15 protein-coding genes are annotated in these 18,144 nt (G+C 68.4%); 3 read left to right on the top strand and 12 right to left on the bottom strand.

Annotated elements, in window-relative coordinates:
- Positions 1 to 14 precede the first annotated feature (14 nt).
- The gene (locus ASF30_RS02250; RefSeq protein ID WP_055900897.1) at positions 15 to 1,073 is read right to left on the bottom strand and encodes a 3-isopropylmalate dehydrogenase; all 1,059 of its coding nucleotides are present in this window, start codon (positions 1,071 to 1,073) and stop codon (positions 15 to 17) included.
- A 235-nt stretch (positions 1,074 to 1,308) separates the two neighbouring features.
- Between ASF30_RS02250 and ASF30_RS23065 the strand changes: the two genes are divergently transcribed.
- Together ASF30_RS23065 and ASF30_RS02255 are read left to right on the top strand one after the other, a co-directional pair.
- Positions 1,309 to 1,470 carry a hypothetical protein gene (locus tag ASF30_RS23065; RefSeq protein WP_183060268.1) on the top strand — a complete coding sequence of 54 codons (162 nt, stop codon included), beginning with the start codon at positions 1,309 to 1,311 and terminating at the stop codon, positions 1,468 to 1,470.
- 4 nt (positions 1,471 to 1,474) lie between these two features.
- A complete protein-coding gene (locus ASF30_RS02255; protein ID WP_055900900.1) occupies positions 1,475 to 1,726 on the top strand; it encodes a DUF6458 family protein in 252 nt (83 codons plus the stop codon).
- Positions 1,727 to 1,799: 73 nt separating this feature from the next.
- Here ASF30_RS02255 and serA read toward each other — a convergent pair whose 3' ends face one another.
- Positions 1,800 to 3,392: a phosphoglycerate dehydrogenase gene (serA, locus tag ASF30_RS02260; protein WP_055900903.1), complete on the bottom strand. Its 1,593-nt coding sequence runs from the start codon at positions 3,390 to 3,392 to the stop codon at positions 1,800 to 1,802.
- Positions 3,393 to 3,495: 103 nt separating this feature from the next.
- Here serA and ASF30_RS02265 point away from each other — a divergent pair, with 103 nt between their 5' ends.
- Positions 3,496 to 3,894 carry a DoxX family protein gene (locus ASF30_RS02265; RefSeq protein ID WP_055900906.1) on the top strand — a complete coding sequence of 133 codons (399 nt, stop codon included), beginning with the start codon at positions 3,496 to 3,498 and terminating at the stop codon, positions 3,892 to 3,894.
- Between the two features lie 9 nt (positions 3,895 to 3,903).
- On the opposite strand, the gene ASF30_RS02270 is transcribed toward ASF30_RS02265, so the two are convergent.
- The 10 genes from ASF30_RS02270 to ASF30_RS02315 all read right to left on the bottom strand — a co-directional run bounded on the left by ASF30_RS02270 (position 3,904) and on the right by ASF30_RS02315 (position 18,139).
- Positions 3,904 to 4,266: a hypothetical protein gene (locus ASF30_RS02270; RefSeq protein WP_055900908.1), complete on the bottom strand. Its 363-nt coding sequence runs from the start codon at positions 4,264 to 4,266 to the stop codon at positions 3,904 to 3,906.
- Positions 4,263 to 4,781, bottom strand: a complete 519-nt coding sequence (locus ASF30_RS02275; protein WP_055900911.1) for a hypothetical protein — start codon at positions 4,779 to 4,781, stop codon at positions 4,263 to 4,265. Before ASF30_RS02275 ends, ASF30_RS02270 begins: the two co-directional genes overlap by 4 nt.
- 99 nt (positions 4,782 to 4,880) lie before the next feature.
- Complete coding sequence (locus ASF30_RS02280) at positions 4,881 to 5,615, bottom strand: copper homeostasis protein CutC (protein ID WP_055900913.1); 735 nt, start codon at positions 5,613 to 5,615, stop codon at positions 4,881 to 4,883.
- A gap of 109 nt (positions 5,616 to 5,724) precedes the next feature.
- Positions 5,725 to 6,753, bottom strand: a complete 1,029-nt coding sequence (gene ilvC / locus ASF30_RS02285; RefSeq protein WP_055900918.1) for a ketol-acid reductoisomerase — start codon at positions 6,751 to 6,753, stop codon at positions 5,725 to 5,727.
- A gap of 44 nt (positions 6,754 to 6,797) precedes the next feature.
- Entirely contained in the window at positions 6,798 to 7,307 is a 510-nt protein-coding gene (gene ilvN / locus ASF30_RS02290) for an acetolactate synthase small subunit (RefSeq protein WP_055900921.1), read from the bottom strand.
- Positions 7,308 to 7,312: 5 nt separating this feature from the next.
- Entirely contained in the window at positions 7,313 to 9,115 is a 1,803-nt protein-coding gene (locus tag ASF30_RS02295) for an acetolactate synthase large subunit (RefSeq protein ID WP_055900925.1), read from the bottom strand.
- A gap of 45 nt (positions 9,116 to 9,160) precedes the next feature.
- Entirely contained in the window at positions 9,161 to 10,855 is a 1,695-nt protein-coding gene (gene ilvD / locus ASF30_RS02300) for a dihydroxy-acid dehydratase (RefSeq protein WP_055900928.1), read from the bottom strand.
- Between the two features lie 102 nt (positions 10,856 to 10,957).
- On the bottom strand, positions 10,958 to 13,183 hold the full coding sequence (locus ASF30_RS02305; protein WP_055900931.1) for a bifunctional alpha,alpha-trehalose-phosphate synthase (UDP-forming)/trehalose-phosphatase: 2,226 nt from the start codon (positions 13,181 to 13,183) through the stop codon (positions 10,958 to 10,960).
- A gap of 142 nt (positions 13,184 to 13,325) precedes the next feature.
- A complete protein-coding gene (locus ASF30_RS02310; protein ID WP_055900934.1) occupies positions 13,326 to 15,233 on the bottom strand; it encodes a YhgE/Pip family protein in 1,908 nt (635 codons plus the stop codon).
- On the bottom strand, positions 15,230 to 18,139 hold the full coding sequence (locus ASF30_RS02315; RefSeq protein ID WP_055900937.1) for an MMPL family transporter: 2,910 nt from the start codon (positions 18,137 to 18,139) through the stop codon (positions 15,230 to 15,232). The genes ASF30_RS02310 and ASF30_RS02315 overlap by 4 nt, the downstream gene beginning before the upstream one ends.
- Between the last annotated feature and the right edge of the window lie 5 nt (positions 18,140 to 18,144).

Below are 18,144 nucleotides of genomic sequence, written 5' to 3' on the forward strand. Positions count from 1 at the left end.
TTCTTCGATTACGTCTAGTGTGCGCGAATCCGGTCGGCGATCGCTGTGCCGATCTCGGACGTCGACCTGGAGGCCTCACCACGTTCGGCGATGTCGGCTGCGACGGCCGCCTGCACTCGAGTCGCTGCATCCGTGAGCCCGAGGTGATCGAGCAGCAGCGCGACGGAGAGGATGGCGGCAGTCGGGTCGGCGATGCCCTTCCCGGCGATGTCGGGCGCGGAACCGTGCACCGGCTCGAACATGCTGGGGAATCGGCCGTCCGGGTTGATGTTGCCGGAGGCTGCGAGGCCGATGCCGCCGCTGATCGCGGCCGCAAGATCGGTGAGGATGTCGCCGAAGAGGTTGTCCGTGACGATGACATCGAATCTAGCAGGATTCGTCACCAGGAAGATCGTGGCCGCGTCGACGTGCAGGTAGTCGACCGTGACGTCGGGGAACTCGGCACCCACCTCGTCGACGACCCGCTTCCAGATGCCGCCGGCGAAGACGAGCACGTTGGTCTTGTGCACCAGCGTGAGGTGCTTCCGGGGGCGAGCGGATGCCACTCCGAAGGCGTGCCGCACGACGCGTTCGACGCCGTAGGCCGTGTTGACCGACACCTCGTTGGCGACCTCGTGCGGCGTGCCCTGGCGGATCGAGCCGCCGTTGCCCACGTACGGTCCTTCGGTTCCCTCACGCACGACGACGAAGTCGATCGCGCCGGGATCGGCCAGTGGGCTCGTGACGCCGGCGTGCAGCACCGACGGCCGCAGGTTCACGTAGTGGTCGAGGGAGAAACGCAGCTTCAGCAACAGCCCGCGCTCGATGTTCGCGCCGGCGAGGCGGGGATCTCCGGGAACACCGCCGACGGCACCGAGCAGGATGGCATCCTGACCAGAGATCGCCGCGAGGTCCTCGTCGGTGAGCGTGTCCCCGGTCTCGAGGTAGCGTGCGGCTCCCAGCGCGAAGGTGGTCTTCTCGAAGGCGACGTCGCCGCCATCCGTCACGGCATCGAGCACCTTGAGACCCTCGGTGACGACTTCGGGACCGATGCCGTCACCGGGGATGACGGCCAGGGAGATGACACGCGACATTTCGCTCCTCGCAGCGGTGAAAAGGTGTCATTCCAGCGTAGTCGTCGTGCGATGTCGGCTCGTCCACGCCGTAATCACAGATCCGACTCGCCCGCAACGGTCTATCTCTGGGCGCAGATGCTGAGTATCGTCGGGTTGCCCCCGATCAGGGGCTCAGGTGTCGATGAAGCTGCGAGCGGACGTCTCCTCTCGTCGTGAATCGGCGCTGAACCGGTTCCCCACGAAAGGATCCACCATGAATCTCCTCTTCATCATCATCATCGTCGTCGCCGTCGTCCTCGCCATCCTCGGCGGCCTGAACAGCGCGCTGAGCTGGCTCCTCTGGGTCGGAATCATCCTCGCGGTGATCGCGATCATCGCCTGGCTCATCCGCGTCGTCTCGGGCAACAAGGCCTGACCCGATGAGTATCGGTCTGGGCATCTTCCTCATCGCCGTCGGAGCGATCCTCGTCTGGGCACTCAATGTCGAGGTCGAATGGATCAACCTCGACATGGTGGGCTACGTGCTCATGATCGCGGGCGTCGTGATCGTGATCATCGGCCTCGTGCTGATGTTCCGTCGTCGCCAGTCGACGTCGGTCACGGCGACCTCCGTCGATCCCGCCAACGGCAGCCAGGTCACCCGCAACGAGAGCTCGACACCCGAGCTCTAGCCTGCACGACCTCCGAACGACGAAGGCCCCGGATGCTCGCATCCGGGGCCTTCGTCATGTCTGTCTGCGCGTTCTACTCGGTGATGTCGATCTCGATCATCACGTCGGCGGCGATGGCGACGCGCACGGCGTCGAGGATCTCGGCGGGAACCGGCGAGTCGACGGTCAGCACGCTGAGGGCCTCGCCGCCCGCCGTGTGGCGGGCGATCTGCATGCCGGCGATGTTGATGCCGGCCTCGCCGAACTCGCGGCCGTAGACGGCGACGATGCCCGGACGGTCGGTGTACTGCATGACGATGAGGTTCTTCGCGATCGGCACCTCGACGTCGTAGCCGTTGATCTCGACGATCTTCTCGGTCTGCTTCGTGCCCGTCAGTGTTCCCGAGACCGAGACCTGGGTGCCGTCGGCCAGGGCACCGCGAAGGGTGATCACGTTGCGGTACTCCTCGGAGACCGCATCGGTGATGAGGCGCACGCCGATGCCGCGCTGCTCGGCGAGCAGCGGGGCGTTGACGTAGGAGACCGTCTCGCTCACGACGTTCGTGAACACGCCCTTGAGAGCAGCGAGCTTCAGCACGCTCACGTCGTAGTCGGCGAGCTCGCCGCGCACCTCGACGTCGACGCTGGTGAGCGGGCTGGAGTGCGCGAGGCCGGAGAACACCTGGCCGAGCTTCTCGAGCAGGGGGATGCCCGGACGCACGTACGGGTCGATGACGCCGCCGGCGACGTTCACGGCATCCGGAACCAGCTCGCCGGCGAGGGCGAGGCGCACCGACTTCGCCACCGAGACACCGGCCTTCTCCTGAGCCTCGTCGGTCGACGCGCCGAGGTGCGGGGTGACGACGACGTTGGGGAGGGCGAGGAGCGGCGAGTCCTTCGGCGGCTCGCTCACGAAGACATCGAGTCCGGCTCCGGCGATCTCACCGGCGACGAGGGCGTCGTGCAGGGCGTCCTCGTCGATGAGGCCGCCGCGGGCGACGTTGACGACGTAGGCCGTCTTCTTCATCTTCGCGAGCTGCTCGGTGCTGATCATGCCCGTGGTCTCTGGCGTCTTCGGCATGTGGATGGTGACGAAGTCGGACTGCTCCAGCAGTTCGTCGAGGCTCACAGGCTGCACGCCGAGCTGCTGGGCGCGGGCGCTGGTGATGTAGGGGTCGTAGGCGATCACGTTGGTGCCGAAGGCCTGCAGGCGGGCCGTGATGAGCGCACCGATGCGGCCGAGGCCGATGATGCCGACGGTCTTCTCGTAGAGCTCGGTGCCGGTGTAGGCCGACCGCTTCCACTGCCCCTGGGCGAGAGCGTTGTGCGCCGCCGGGATGTGGCGGGCGAGGCTCAGGATGTGGCCCACCGTGAGCTCGGCCGCCGAGATGATGTTGGAGGTGGGCGCGTTCACGACCATGACGCCGGCCGTGGTGGCTGCCTTGATGTCGACGTTGTCGAGGCCGACGCCGGCACGGGCGATGACCTGCAGCTTCGGCGCCGCGGCGATGGCCTCGGCGTCGACCTGCGTGGCGCTGCGCACGAGGATGGCATTCGCATCGGCGAGGGCGGCGAACAGCGCCGGCCGATCCGTTCCGTCGACCTGGCGGACGTCGAAGTCGGGACCGAGTGCGTCGATCGTGGCGGGCGAGAGGATTTCAGCGATCAGCACGACCGGCTTTGACACGACGAATCGATTCCTTTGCAGCAGAGGGAGATGACGCGCGTCGCCGTCACGGGGACGCAATCATGTGAAACTCTAGCCGAGGCCTCGAAGTCGAAAGGAATTCATGACGGCGCACGACATCGTCGAGATCGCCCAGTGGGTGGTGCGCATCCTTCTCGCCATCGTCTTCATCGGGATGGGCGTCAACCATTTCCGTCGAGGATCCGCGAAGATCATGGCGAAGATGATCCCGCCCCGGATGCGGCGCGAGGGCGTGCTGAGCCCGATCAACCTGGTGCGCTTCACCGGCGTCTGCGAGATCGCCGGCGGCATCGGCCTGCTGATCCCGGCGACGCAGTTCGCCGCCGGCATCCTGCTCGCCGTGTTCCTGGTCTGCGTCTTCCCGGCGAACGCGTACGCGGCACGGCATCCGGAGACCTTCCGGTCCCTGTCGATCCCGCTCGTTCCGCGGCTCATCGCCCAGGTGGTGCTGATCGGGTTGTGCCTCTTCGCCGCCCTGTGAGCGCGGGGATCAGCCGATCGGGATCCAGCGGGCGAACGCCGCGATGATGTCGAGGCTGAGCGCTGCCGACACGCCGAGGCCGACGGCGTAGAAGGCGATCTGTGCAAGCGGGCCGCGGTGACGACCGAGCGCGAACGCCGTCGCGAACAGTGCGAGCGGCAGCACGAGGCCGAGCACGAGCAGCGTCCAGCCGAAGCCGTTGATCGATGCGTCGAGCTGATTGGCGAAATCGGAGATCCCGATGAGGTTGCCGAGGGCCTCGAACACGTCGTAGGCGTAGAACAGGCCGAACAGCACGGCGAGGGCGACCGCCAGCCAGAGCGGGGTGGCGGGGCGGGTCGACTCGGCGGAGTCGATGGTCTCGGCGCTCACGAGGTCACCCCCGTTCCGAGGAGGAACGGCAATGGAAGCAGAACCACGACTCCGGCGAACAGCCAGATCAGCCGACGGCGGGGTCGGCCGGCCGTGAGCCAGAGCGTCACGCCGAACCAGAGCGGGACGGCGAGGATGGCGAACCAGTTGCCGAGTCCGAACATGAACTGCGCCACGGGATCGAGGGTCCCCGTCGACATCCGCGTCGCGACCACGCCCCACCCGAGCATGTAGATCAGGTAGACGCCGCCGAGTACGCCGAGCGTGATGAGAGTGGCGGAACTGGTCTGCGCAGGAGCGTCGGATGCTGCATCCGTCGTCTCGGCGTCCTCGACGCGGCCCGGCTCCCCCACGGGAGTCCAGCCGGCGGGAAGGGCTCCGGCCTCGGCGCCGGGCTTCGTCGGCACGGCTTCCTGCACTGCGTCATCCGTCACGGCGTCCGAGTCCTTCGCCACGAGCGTCGGATCGTCGTCGCCCGCCCAGTTGAGAGCGTCGTCGTCGCGTGCTGCAGCCATTCACTCAGACTACCGGGAGGGTCGATGGCCACCCGTCGGCACAGCCGGATCAGCCCGCCGAGATCGACCCCGGGTGGAACGGCAGTGCGGTGGCCGGGGTCAGCGCTGCGTGGCCCGAGCGGCAGCGACCGCGGCGCTCACGAGGGCGCGGTCCGTCACGTCGAAGCCTGCCGCTCCCCCGCCCGGCCCGCTGGCGCCGCCACGTTCCGTGCGCCCTCGAGCCGACAGGTGCACGGCGTCGACGCCGGATGCGACCAGCAGCGCGATGTCCTCGACACGCACGCCGCCGCCCGCCATGATCTGCACGGCGCCGCCGCTGGCGTCCCGCATCCGTTCCAGCACGGCCGCCCCGGCGCGGCAGTCCGCAGCTCCCCCGGAGCTCAGCACTCTGCTGACGCCGAGAGCAGCGAGTGGGCGGAGCGCCCCGACGGGGTCGGGTGCGGCGTCGATGACGCGGTGCACTGTGACGGCGATGCCATCGGATGCCTCGACGAAGCGCGCGAGCGCAGTCTCGTCGAGCGTGCCGTCGGCGTGGGCCGCGCCGACGACGATCCCGTCGGCGCCTGCCGCGAAGACGGCGCGGATGTCGCGCTCGATGACGGCGAGTTCGCTCTCGTCGTAGACGAAGCCGCCGCCGCGCGGGCGCACGAGCACGTGAACGAAGTCGGTTACCCGCGCTTCGGCTGCCGCCGCGACCGCCGCCTCGACGAGCCCGATCGACGGCGTGAGCCCGCCGAGGTCGAGGGCGATGCACAGCTCGATGCGGTCGGCGCCCTCCTCGAGGGCGATGCGGACGCCGGCCAGGTCCTGTACGGCGATCTCGACAGCTGTCATGGTGCTCCTGAAACGAGGTCGCGCTACCGAATCCCCGCCGCGCTGCTGAAAGAACAGCAGCGCGGCGGAGTTCCGGTAGCGCGGGAGTGGTGTGGTGAGCCCAGCGCGACTAGCGCGCGACCTCGCCGTCGACGTAGTCGTCGTCGTTCGACGCGTTCCACGCGAACAGCTTGCGCAGCTCGCGGCCCGTGGCCTCGATCGGGTGGGCCTCGCCCTTGGCGCGGAGCGCGAGGAACTCGGGGGCTCCGGCATCCTGGTCGGCGATGAAGCGCTCGGCGAAGGCACCCGACTGGATGTCGGCGAGAACGGCCTGCATGTTCTCCTTGACGCTCGGGTCGATGACGCGGGGGCCGGAGACGTAGTCGCCGTACTCGGCCGTGTCGGAGACGCTCCAACGCTGCTTGGCGATGCCACCCTCCCACATGAGGTCGACGATGAGCTTGAGCTCGTGCAGCACCTCGAAGTAGGCGACCTGCGGCTGGTAGCCGGCCTCGGTCAGGGTCTCGAAGCCGTACTGGACGAGCTGCGACACGCCGCCGCAGAGCACGGCCTGCTCGCCGAACAGGTCGGTCTCGGTCTCCTCGGTGAAGGTGGTCTTGATGCCGCCGGCACGGAGGCCGCCGATGGCCTTGGCGTAGCTCAGCGTGGTCGGCCAGGCGTTGCCGGTGGCGTCCTTCTCGACGGCGACGATCACGGGAACGCCGCGGCCGGCCTCGTACTCGCGGCGAACGGTGTGGCCCGGTCCCTTGGGGGCGACCATGATCACGTCGACACCCTCGGGGGCCTCGATGTAGCCGAAGCGGATGTTGAAGCCGTGTCCGAAGACGAGGGTCTTGCCGTCGGCCAGGTTGTCCTTGATGGACTCGGCGTAGATGTGACGCTGGAACTGGTCGGGAGCCAGGATGACGATGACGTCGGCCCAGGCTGCTGCCTCGGCGACGCTCAGCACGCGGAATCCGGCCTCTTCGGCCTTGGGCTTCGACTTCGAGCCCTCCTTGAGTCCGATGACGACCTCGACGCCCGAGTCGCGGAGGTTCTGCGCGTGCGCGTGGCCCTGCGAGCCGTAGCCGACCACGGCGACCTTCTTGCCCTGGATGATCGCCAGGTCGGCGTCCTTGTCGTAGTAGATCTCAGCCATTGGTGTTTCTCTCCTTGTGTTCGTACAGCTAATTCGTGAAGGCGCTAGTTCTTGAAGACGCGCTCGGTGATGGACTTCGACCCGCGACCGATGGCGAGGAGGCCCGACTGGGCGATCTCCTTGATGCCGTAGGGCTCGAGCACCTTGAGGAACGCGTTGGTCTTGCCCGAGTCGCCGGTGACCTCGATGACGAGGGCGTCCGTGGCCACGTCGACGACGCGGGCGCGGAACAGGTTGACGGCCTCGAGCACCTGCGACCGCGTGGCGTTGTCGACACGCACCTTGATGAGGAGGTGCTCGCGCTGCACCGACTGGGCGGTGTCGAGCTCGACGATCTTGATCACGTTGATGAGCTTGTTGAGCTGCTTCGTGACCTGCTCGAGCGGAAGGTCCTCGACATCGACCACGACGGTGATGCGGGACAGACCCTCGATCTCGCTCTTGCCGACGGCGAGGCTCTCGATGTTGAAGCCGCGGCGTGCGAACAGGCCGGCGACACGGGTCAGCAGACCGGGCTTGTCCTCGACGAGGAGGGACAGGACATGGGTGCTCATGGTGGCTACGCCTCCTCGTCGAATGCCGGGCTGTGGTCGCGTGCGTACTGCACGTAGTTGTTCGAGACGCCCTGCGGCACCATCGGCCAGACCATGGAGTCGCGGCTCACGACGAAGTCGATGACGACGGGGCGGTCGTTCGTCTCCAGCGCGAGCTTGATGGCGGCATCCACCTCCTCCTCCTTCGTGACACGGATGCCGAGGGCCCCGTAGGCCTCGGCCAGCTTCACGAAGTCGGGAACGCGGATGGTGTCGGCACCGGTGTTGAGGTCGGTGTTGGAGTAGCGGCCCTCGTAGAACAGGGTCTGCCACTGCCGCACCATGCCGAGCGAGGAGTTGTTGATCACGGCCACCTTGATGGGGATGTCGTTGATCGTGCAGGTCGCGAGCTCCTGATTGGTCATCTGGAAGCATCCGTCGCCGTCGATCGCCCACACGTGGCGGTCGGGCTGGGCGACCTTGGCTCCCATCGCGGCCGGAACCGCGTAGCCCATGGTTCCGGCGCCGCCGGAGTTGAGCCAGGAGTTGGGACGCTCGTACTTGATGAACTGCGCCGCCCACATCTGGTGCTGGCCGACGCCGGCGGCGTAGACGCCCTCGGGGCCGGTGAGTTCGCCGATACGGCTGATCACGTACTGCGGAGCCAGGGCGCCGTCGGTCGTCGGAGCGTAGCCGAGCGGGAACTCGGTGCGGAGTCCGTCGAGGTACTCCCACCAGTCCTTGATGTCTGCCGGAGCATCGCGGACCGCTTCGGCGTAGGCCGCCGTCAGGTCGATGATCACGTCGCGCGCGTCTCCCACGATGGGAACGTCGGCGACGCGGATCTTCGAGATCTCGGCGGGGTCGACGTCGACGTGCACGACCTTGGCGTTGGGGGCGAACAGCGACGCCTTGCCGGTCACACGGTCGTCGAAGCGGGCTCCGAGGGAGATCAGCAGATCGGCCTCCTGCAGCGCGAGTACGGCCGGGACCGTGCCGTGCATGCCGGGCATGCCCAGGTGCTGCGGGTGCGAGTCGGGGAACGCGCCGCGCGCCATGAGCGTGGTGACCACCGGAGCGCCCGTCGTCTCAGCGAGGGCAAGCAGCTCCTCCGACGCCTGCGAACGGATGACGCCGCCACCCACGTAGAGCACGGGCTTCTTCGCCTCGGCGAAGAGCTGCGCCGCAGCGTGGATCTGCTTTCCGTGCGCCTTCATGACCGGGCGGTAGCCGGGGAGGTCGACCTTGGGCGGCCAGATGAACGGCACCGTGTCCTGCTGCGCGTCCTTGGTGATGTCGACCAGCACCGGGCCGGGTCGCCCCGTGGTCGCGATGTGCATCGCCGCGGCGATGGTCGACGGGATGTCGTTGGCGTCGGTCACGAGGAAGGAGTGCTTGGTGATCGGCATCGTGATGCCCACGATGTCGGCCTCCTGGAAGGCATCCGTTCCCATGAGGGTGGAGAAGACCTGGCCGGTGATGGCGAGCATCGGGACCGAGTCCATGTGCGCGTCGGCGATGGCCGTGACCAGGTTCGTCGCGCCGGGGCCGGAGGTGGCGATGCAGACGCCGAGCTTGTTGCTCGACGATGCGTAGCCCTCGGCGGCGTGGCCGGCACCCTGCTCGTGCCGCACCAGGATGTGGCGGAGCTTGGTGGAGTCCATGAGGGGGTCGTAGACGGGGAGGATGGCGCCACCGGGCAGGCCGAAGACGTCGGTGATGCCGAGCAGCTCCAGCGTGCGGACGACGGCCTGGGCCCCGGTCAGCAGTTCAGGCCCCTTCGGAGAGGGGGCAGCGGGCGATGGCACGGGGAAGGTTTCCGTGGACATGCGTGTGTGGTCCCTTGATTGCGTATGGATGATCTGGCGCGAAGATCAGCCTGTGACTGCGCCGACAGCGGCGGAGTGCACGAGCTTGGAGTACTTCGCGAGGACGCCACGGGTGTAGCGCGGGGGAAGCGGAGCCCAGCCTTCACGGCGAGCAACCAGCTCAGCCTCGTCGACAAGTAGGTCGAGGGAGCGAGCTGCGATATCGACCCTAATGAGATCACCATCGCGCACGAAGGCGATAGGACCTGCGTCCACCGCTTCGGGTGCTATGTGGCCGATACACAGTCCGGTTGTGCCGCCTGAGAATCGACCGTCAGTCAAGAGTAGTACATCTTTTCCGAGGCCTGCGCCCTTGATGGCGGCGGTGATCGCGAGCATCTCGCGCATGCCGGGGCCGCCCTTCGGACCCTCGTAGCGGATGACGATCACGTCTCCAGCCTTGATCTCACCGTTGGTGAGGGCGTCCATCGCCCCGCGCTCGCGCTCGAACACGCGCGCCGGGCCCGCGAACACCGAGGCGTCGAAGCCGGCGGTCTTGACGACGGCGCCCTCGGGAGCGAAGGTGCCCTTGAGGATCGTGATGCCGCCCGTGGCGTGGATCGGGTTGTCGAGGGTGCGGATGACCTCGCCGTCGAGCGGCATCGGGTTCAGCGCCTCGAGGTTCTCGGCGACGGTCTTGCCCGTCACCGTGAGGGCGTCGCCGTGGATGAGGCCGGCGTCGAGCAGGGCCTTCATGAGCACGGGGATGCCGCCGTGACGGTCGACGTCGTTCATGACGTACTTGCCGAATGGCTTCATGTCGGCGAGGTGCGGCACCTTGTCGCCGATGCGGTTGAAGTCGTCGAGCGTGAGCTCGACCTCGGCCTCGTGAGCAATGGCCAGCAGGTGCAGCACGACGTTGGTCGAGCCGCCGAGGGCCATGGCGACGGTGATGGCGTTCTCGAACGCCTTCTTGGTCATGATGTCGCGGGCCGTCAGGCCGAGGCGCAGCATGTTGACGACGGCCTCGCCCGAGCGGTGGGCGAAGTAGTCGCGGCGACGGTCAGCGGAGGGCGGCGATGCCGAGCCGGGCAGGCTCATGCCGAGGGCTTCGGCGACGGATGCCATGGTGTTGGCCGTGTACATGCCGCCGCAGGCGCCTTCGCCCGGCGCGATGGCGCACTCGATGCGCTTCAGGTCCTCTTCGCTCATGGTCCCGGCCTTGCAGGCGCCGACGGCCTCGAACGAGTCGATGATCGTGACCTCCTTCTCGGTGCCGTCGCTGAGCTTGACCCAGCCCGGAGCGATCGAGCCGGCGTAGAGGAACACCGATGCCAGGTCGAGGCGGGCGGCGGCCATGAGCATGCCGGGCAGCGACTTGTCGCATCCGGCCAGCAGCACGGAACCGTCGAGGCGCTCGGCGTTCATGACGACCTCGACGCTGTCGGCGATGACCTCGCGCGACACCAGCGAGAAGTGCATGCCCTCGTGACCCATCGAGATGCCGTCGGAGACGGAGATGGTGCCGAACTGCAGCGGGTAGCCGCCGCCGGAGTGCACGCCCTCCTTCGCGCCCTGGGCCAGTCTGTCGAGACTCAGGTTGCAGGGGGTGATCTCGTTCCACGAGCTCGCGATGCCGATCTGGGGCTTGTCCCAGTCCTCATCACCCATGCCGACGGCGCGCAGCATGCCGCGGCTCGTGGTGGCTTCGATGCCATCGGTGACTACTCGCGAACGTGGTTTCAGATCGATCTCCGCCATGGTCAGAAGTCTATGACCTGCGAACATGCCCATTTCGCATACGACGGATGCCGCAGGCCGCGCGCGGATCGGCGAACGGCCCGACCCCCGCGCATCGCGGGGTCAGCCCGTGATGACCGGATGCGCGCCGGTGTTCGCACGCTCGCGCTTCTGCGCCTCGAGGAATCCGGCTCGGAAGTCGGCCAGCAGCGCGAGCGCCTCGGCGACCTCCTCCGGACCGCGCACCCTGTGCCCGGCCGCGGTGCGTCCCTGTCCGATCTTCATGCCGAGGTCGTCGGCCCCGAGGGCGACGAAGGCGTCTTCATCGGTCACGTCGTCTCCGGCGTAGAAGACGCTCGTGGCATCGGTGTGCTCACGGAGTTTCGCGATGGCGTCGCCCTTGTTGCCCGGCCGCAGCGCGAACTCGATGACGTTCTTGCCCTCGCGCACCGTGAGACCGGGTTCGGCTGCACGAACCCTGGTGCGGGCGCTGCGCTGCAGGCTCTGGCCGGCCGCTGGCGACAGTAGGCGGGTGTGCAGCGCGAGGCCGGCCGGCTTGCGTTCCACCCACGCACCCTCGGCACTGCCCGCGATGCGTTCGAGGATCGCCGTGACGTGCTCGAGTCTGTCGATCTCGCTGGCGAGCAGATCGAGGGTGACATCGGGCTGGTCGAGCTTGAGCTCGACACCGTGTGACCCCGTGAGCAGGACGTCCTCCGGCGGATCGGCGACCTGCTGCAGGCTCACGAGTGCGCGTCCGGAGACGAAGGCGACACGGGTGTCGGCCAGGCGGATGAGCCTGAGCACGGCCTCGCGAGCGCTGTCGAGGGCGCGTGCCTCCTCCGGCTGGTCGACGTGCGGAGCCAGGGTGCCGTCGAAGTCGAGGGCGACGAGGAGCTGATCGGCCGATGCGAGCTCGCGGAGAGCATTCACGAGGGTCTCGGGGATGCCGCGGGGAACGGCTGCACGCCCGGTGAGGGTGTCGAGGAACGACTTCGACCAGTCGTTCACGGTGTTCCCGTGCACGGACTTGCGCAGGGCCCGCATCCGCTTGGCCTGCTCCCTCTTCGGCATCTCGACGGCCGCGACGATGGCGTCCTTCAGGCCTGCGATGTCGTGGGGGTTCACGATGATCGCCTGGCGCAGCTCATCGGAGGCGCCGGCGAATTCGCTCAGCACCATGACGCCGCTGTTGTCGCGGCGGCAGGCGACGTACTCCTTGGCGACCAGGTTCATGCCGTCGCGGAGGGCCGTGACCAGCATGACGTCGGCGGCCAGGTAGAGCGCCACCATCTCCTCACGGGGGTAGCCATGGTGCAGGTAGGCGATGGCGCTGTGACTGATGGTGGAGTACTCGCCGTTCAGGCGCCCGACCTGCAGCTCGATCTCGTCACGGAGGGCCATGTAGGTGGCGACGCGCTCGCGGCTGGGGCTGGCGACCTGCACCAGCGTCACGTCCTCCACCTGCAGCCTGCCCTCGGCGAGCAGTTCGCCGTACGCCTTCAGCCTGTGGCCGATGCCCTTGGTGTAATCGAGCCTGTCGACGCCGAGCATGACGACCTTCGGGTCTCCGAGGTCGTGCCGGATCTGGCGGGCGCGCTCCTGGACCTCCGGCCTGGCTGCGATCTCCTCGTAGCCGTCGACGTCGATCGAGATCGGGAAGGTGCGAGCGACGACGTGTCGCACGTCTCCGTCGTCGCCGATGACCTCGACGACGTTGCCGCGGGTCGTGAAACCGTAGAGGCGGCGTACGGCACGGGTGAAGTTGCCGGCATCCGCCACCCGCTGGAACCCGATGACGTCGGCGCCGAGCAACCCCTTCAGGATCTGCTTGCGCCACGGGAGCTGGGAGAAGATGCCGTAGGGCGGGAACGGGATGTGGTCGAAGAATCCGATGACGAGGTCGGGGCGGAGCTCGCGCAGCATCTCCGGAACGAGCTGCAGCTGGTAGTCCTGCACCCAGACCACGGCCTCGTTCGCCGCATAGCGGGCTGCGGCTTCGGCGAAGCGCCGGTTGACCAGCACGTAGGCCTCCCACCACTCGCGGTGGTACTGCGGCGGGGCGATGACGTCGTGGTAGAGCGGCCACAGGGTGTCGTTGGAGAAGCCCTCGTAGTACTGCTCGACCTCGGACGCGCTGAGCGGAACCGGGATGATCTCGATGCCGTCGTTCTCGAAGGGTTCGAACTCGGTGTCGGCGACTCCGGCCCAGCCGATCCAGGCGCCCTCGGCCGCGCGCATCACGGGCTCGAGGGCAGTGACGAGTCCGCCTGGCGACGACTTCCAGCCGGCGGAGCCGTCGGCGTTGACGACGTGATCGACGGGCAGGCGGTTGGACACCACGACCATGCTGTAGGACTGGTCGCGGTTCGGGGTCTGAGTGGGCTGCGAGATGGCGACGATCCTTTTCCGACACCGGCCTGTCGGCCAGCGCCTCCTTGCGTTCTCTCAGGCTACCAGCGGGCGGCCGGCCCCGACCCGGGGGTTGCGATCACCCCCGGGCGAGTGCAAAGCCCCATGACCTGGCACCGCGCTTGCGGGCCACGGCGACGAACGAGCCGAGGAGGGCCAGCAGTCCGAGCGCTGCGAGACCGGCGGCCGCAGCGGCCACGGATGCTCCCCCGGCGCCGGCGATGATCTGCTGCATGCCCTGCACCGCCCAGGTGAGCGGGAGGAAGGGCGTGATGATCTGGTACGGCACGGCCAGGATCTCCACGGGGTAGATCCCGCCCGCGGATGTGAGCTGGACTATCACGAGCAGCAACGAGATGACGATGCCGACGCGGCCGAACGCCACGGTCAGGAACTGGTGGATGGCGGAGAAGGCCAGCGCCATCAGCATCGCGAACGAGAGGGTCGCCGGCAAGGTCTCCCAGCTCACCCCGAGCACTGTGTGCAGCAGCGACACCACGAGCACCGCCTGGGCGAGGGCTAGGCCGGAGGCTCGGGCGAGCGAGCGCATCACGAGGCGCCTCGTGGACGCCGTGCTCTGCAGCGCCGTGGCGTTGATCGGCCGCAGGAGCAGGAAGATGGCGAGAGCGCCGATCCAGAGGCCGACGGGCACGAACACCATTCCGATCACCTCGCCGATGCTCTCGATGGGGTTGTCACGGTGGGTGGTGACCGTGACGGGCTGCGAGACGACGCTCGCCGTCTGGTCGGCATCGATGTCGCCGAGGGCCGACGCCTGGGTGGCGCCGTCGCTGAGGCCGGTGGCCAGGGTCCCTGCGCCGTCAGCGAGCTGGTGGGCGCCTGAGGCACTGGAGGCGGTTCCCGTCGAGAGCGTCGACAGGCCGTCGGACAGCGAGCCGACACCACTCGCGAGGTCGTCCGCGCCCGAGCGCAGCGCCGCGGATCCGCCGGCGAGCTGATCGGCGCCGGCCGAGGTCTGGGCGATCCCGGTCGACAGGGCGCCGAGTCCCGCTGCGCCGTCCGCCAAGGGCTGGCCCTGCGCCGCGATGGCGTCGAAGGTGCCACTGATCGTCGCCAGCTGGGTGGCCAGGTCGGCCGGGGCGATGGTGCCGCCGAGCACCTGCTGGGTGAGGGCGTCGAGCTGGGCGCTCGTACCGGAAACGGCCTGCGTGTAGCTCGCGACGCCGGTGCCGAGGTCGCCCAGCGCCGAGGTCTGGCTGCTCAGGGTGCGCAGTCCACCGGCAAGGCCGTCGACACCGTTGGTGTAGTCGGTCACACCGTCGGCGTACTGGTCGGCCCCGGATGCCGCATCCGCCGCACCGGATGCCGCCGACGACGCCCCGGAAGCGAGCTGGTCGAGGCCGCCCGCGAGGCTGGTGACGCCGTCGGAGACCTTCGTCGCGCCGTCGGCCGCCGAGGAGAGCGAGCCGCCCATACCGGCCAGGTTGGAGTAGAAGCCCTTGAGGTACTGCTCCGTGATGGCGCGGCCGAAGGCATCCGTCATGGCCCCGCCCACGGACTGGGCGGCGGAACCGGCGAGGTAGGAGTGGGCGTCATCGGTGCGGATGTTGAGATCGGCCTGCTGCGGATCGGACCCCGAGATCGAACTGATCGATGCCGAGAAGTCCTTCGGGATCGTGAGCACGGCATAGGCGGTTCCGGCCTCGAGGGCCTTGTCCGCCTCCTCGGTGTTCGAGAGCTGCCAGTCGAACCCGGCCTCGCCCGGATCCGTCAGCTGGGTCACCAACAGGCGGCCGGCGAGGATCTGCGTCTTCGTTCCGTCGGCGGCCGTCGTCGTGATCATCTCGTCGTTGTTCACGATGAGTGCGGGAACTGTGTCGAGGCGATCGTCCGCGCTGGCGAGGCCGCCGGTCACCAGCCCGGCGACGGCGAGGGGCACGACGAGAACACCGACGATGACGGCCGCGAAGCGCCACCGGCGCTGGGTGCGGGTGCGTCCGAAGAGACTGTCGAGTCGCGAGCTCATCGCAGCACGGCCTTCCTGTTCGAGATGGTGAGTGGAGAGCTGTCGGCGAGCGCGACGGCGTGCACGACGCGGGCTCCGAGTCGTTCGGGTGCGTCCAGGCCGGAGCCGGTGAGCACCATCGTCGTCCCGACCGGGGCGAGGGTCCCGATCAGGAGCATGAGCTCGTCGCCCGAATCGTCGCTGTCGAAGTCGTCGCCGAGTTCGACCACGAGGATGCCGGGACGCTCGGCGAGACCGGCCGCCACCAGCACGGCGGAGCGTTCGAGCCTGTCGAGCGAGGAGATCTGCGCCTCGGAGCGCACGCGATCGGACGACGTGTCGTCGGCGAGCGCGATGCCCACCTGGTCGATCCAGCGACGTGCCTGCGCGTCGATGGTGCGGGCGCGGTACCAGGGCTGCCCGAGGTCGATGCGCTCGGAGAGCACCTCCCCGACGGTGCGGTCGCCGAAGGCCGCCTCTCCGGCGGCGATGTCGACGAGCGCCACCCGGCGCATGGCCCGCCGGCTCTCGGACGGCAGCGGGGCACCGAGCACCTGGAGTCGGCCGGATACCGGCGCGAGGCGGCCGGCGATGGTGGCCGAGACCACTCGACGGTCTGCCGCTCCCCCTGTCACCAGGAGCACGTCCCCGGCGGGGACCGCGAGGTCGAGCGGGCCGATCGGTGCGTCGTCGACGCCGAAGGTGGCGCCGACCGCAGAGATCGCGGCGTGCTCGGTACGCGCCCAGGCGGCATCCGTGAGGTGATGGCGCAGGTGCTCGCCCTCGATGTCGACATCGGGCAGGATGCGGTCGAGCCAGCGGGGCAGCCACCAGGCCGCCCGGCCGGCCAGGGCCATGGCCGCCGGCACCAGCGTCATGCGCACGAGGAAGGCGTCGAAGGCCACGCCCACGGCGAGCGCGAGCGCGATCCCCTTGATCGGGCCGCTGCCCTCGGGGACGAAGGCGAAGAACACGAAGAACATGATGAGCGCCGCCGATGTGACGACCCGCGCGGAATGCTGGAAGCCGTGCACGATCGATCCCCGTGGATCGCGCGTCTTCACGTACTCCTCCCGCATGCCCGACACGAGGAACACCTCGTAGTCCATGGCGAGGCCGAACAGCACCGCCATGAGCAGGATCGGCAGGAAGCTCAGGATGGGTCCGGTCGTCTCCACGTGCAGCAGGTCGCTGAACCACCCCCACTGGAAGATCGCCACGGAGACGCCGATGGCGGCGAACACCGAGAGCAGGAAGCCCAGCGCTGCCTTGATGGGCACGAACACCGAGCGGAACACCATCATCAGAAGCAGCACGGACAGTCCGACGACCACGAGGGCGAACGGGACCAGGGCATCCGTCAGCCGATTCGAGATGTCGATGGACACGGCTGTCGCCCCGGTGACCGTGATGGGCGTGCCGTACTCGTCGTCGATGTGCGGTGCGAGATCACGGATCTCCTGCACCAGCACCTTGGTGGCCGGATCGTCGGGCGCCGTGTCCGGAATCACGCGGATGATGGCCGTGTCGACTGAGGCGTTCGGGATGCCCTGGCCCACCTCGGCCACGCCGTCGAGCTGTCCGAGCTCCGTGCCGATGTCCTTGAGGTCGTCGAGGATGTCGGTGGTCTGCGTGATGTCGACGGAGACGATCAGCGGCCCGTTGTAGCCGGGCCCGAAGCCGTCCGAGAGCATCTCGAAGGCGTCACGGGTGGTGGAGCCCTCGGGCTCGCTCGCCCCCGACGGGAGGTTGAGGTCGAGGCTGAGAGCCGGGATGGCCAGACCACCCAGGATGCCGACGACGAGCACGACGGCCACGACGGGTGCCTTGAGCACGAGGTTCACCCAGCGCCGCCCCATGGTGGGCTTCGCATCGTCGGAGGCCACGGCTCGTCGGGCGGCGCGACTGGTGGGCTTCGGCACCAGCCTGGCCTTGAAGATCCCCATCACTGCCGGCAGCAGGGTGACGGCGGCGATCATCGCGACGAACACGGCGAAGGCCGCAGCGATGCCCATGGTGCTGAGGAACGGGATGCCGACCACGAGGAGGCCGAGCAGGGCGATGATGACTGTCACGCCGGCGAAGATCACCGCTGACCCCGCCGTCGCCACCGACGTGGCCGCCGATTCCTCGGGATCCTCGCCCCTGGCCAGCTGGGTGCGATGGCGCGACAGGATGAACAGCGCGTAGTCGATGCCGACGGCGAGTCCCAGCATGACGGCCAGCATGGGCGCGGTGCTCGACACCGGTGTGAAGGCCGACACCACGGTGACCCCGGCCACGGCGACTCCGACGCCGATCAGCGCGGTGAACAGCGGCATGCCGGCGGCGAGCAGCGAGCCGAAGGCGATGAACAGCACGACGCCGGCGAACAGGACGCCGAGTCCCTCGGTGATGGTGAGCCCGAAGGTCTGGTCCTGGAACACCTGACCGCCGAAGGCGACGTCGAGTCCCGCGTCCTCGCCGGTCTTCGCCGTGTCCTGGATGGCCGTGAGGGTCTCAGGGGCGACATCCGTCGACGGGGAGTCGAGTTGAACTTGCGTGTAGGCGGTGCGCTCGTCGTCGGAGACGGCGTTGCCCGCGTACTCGTCGAACGGATCGACCACCGACTCGACGCCGTCGATGGACTCGAGCTCTGTGGCCATCTTCTCGATGGCGGCCTTCTGCTCACCGCCCGTCAGGGTCTCGCCCTTCGGCGCCTGCATGACGACCTGCACCGACGCTCCAGCGGTCTGCGGGAACACCGCAGCCAGCTTGTCGATGGCCTCCTGCGACTCGGTGCCAGGGATGGCGTAGGACTCCTGGGTCTGCCCGCCGAGGGCGAGGCCGCCACCGAGGATGCCGACGAGGAGCGCGATCCAGACGGCGACGACGAGCCAGGCACGGCGATACGCGAAATGACCGACGCGGTAGAGGAAGGTGGCCACGAGCG

It is taken from the genome of Leifsonia sp. Leaf264, assembly GCF_001422325.1.
In the GTDB taxonomy this organism is placed as follows: Bacteria; Actinomycetota; Actinomycetes; order Actinomycetales; family Microbacteriaceae; genus Orlajensenia.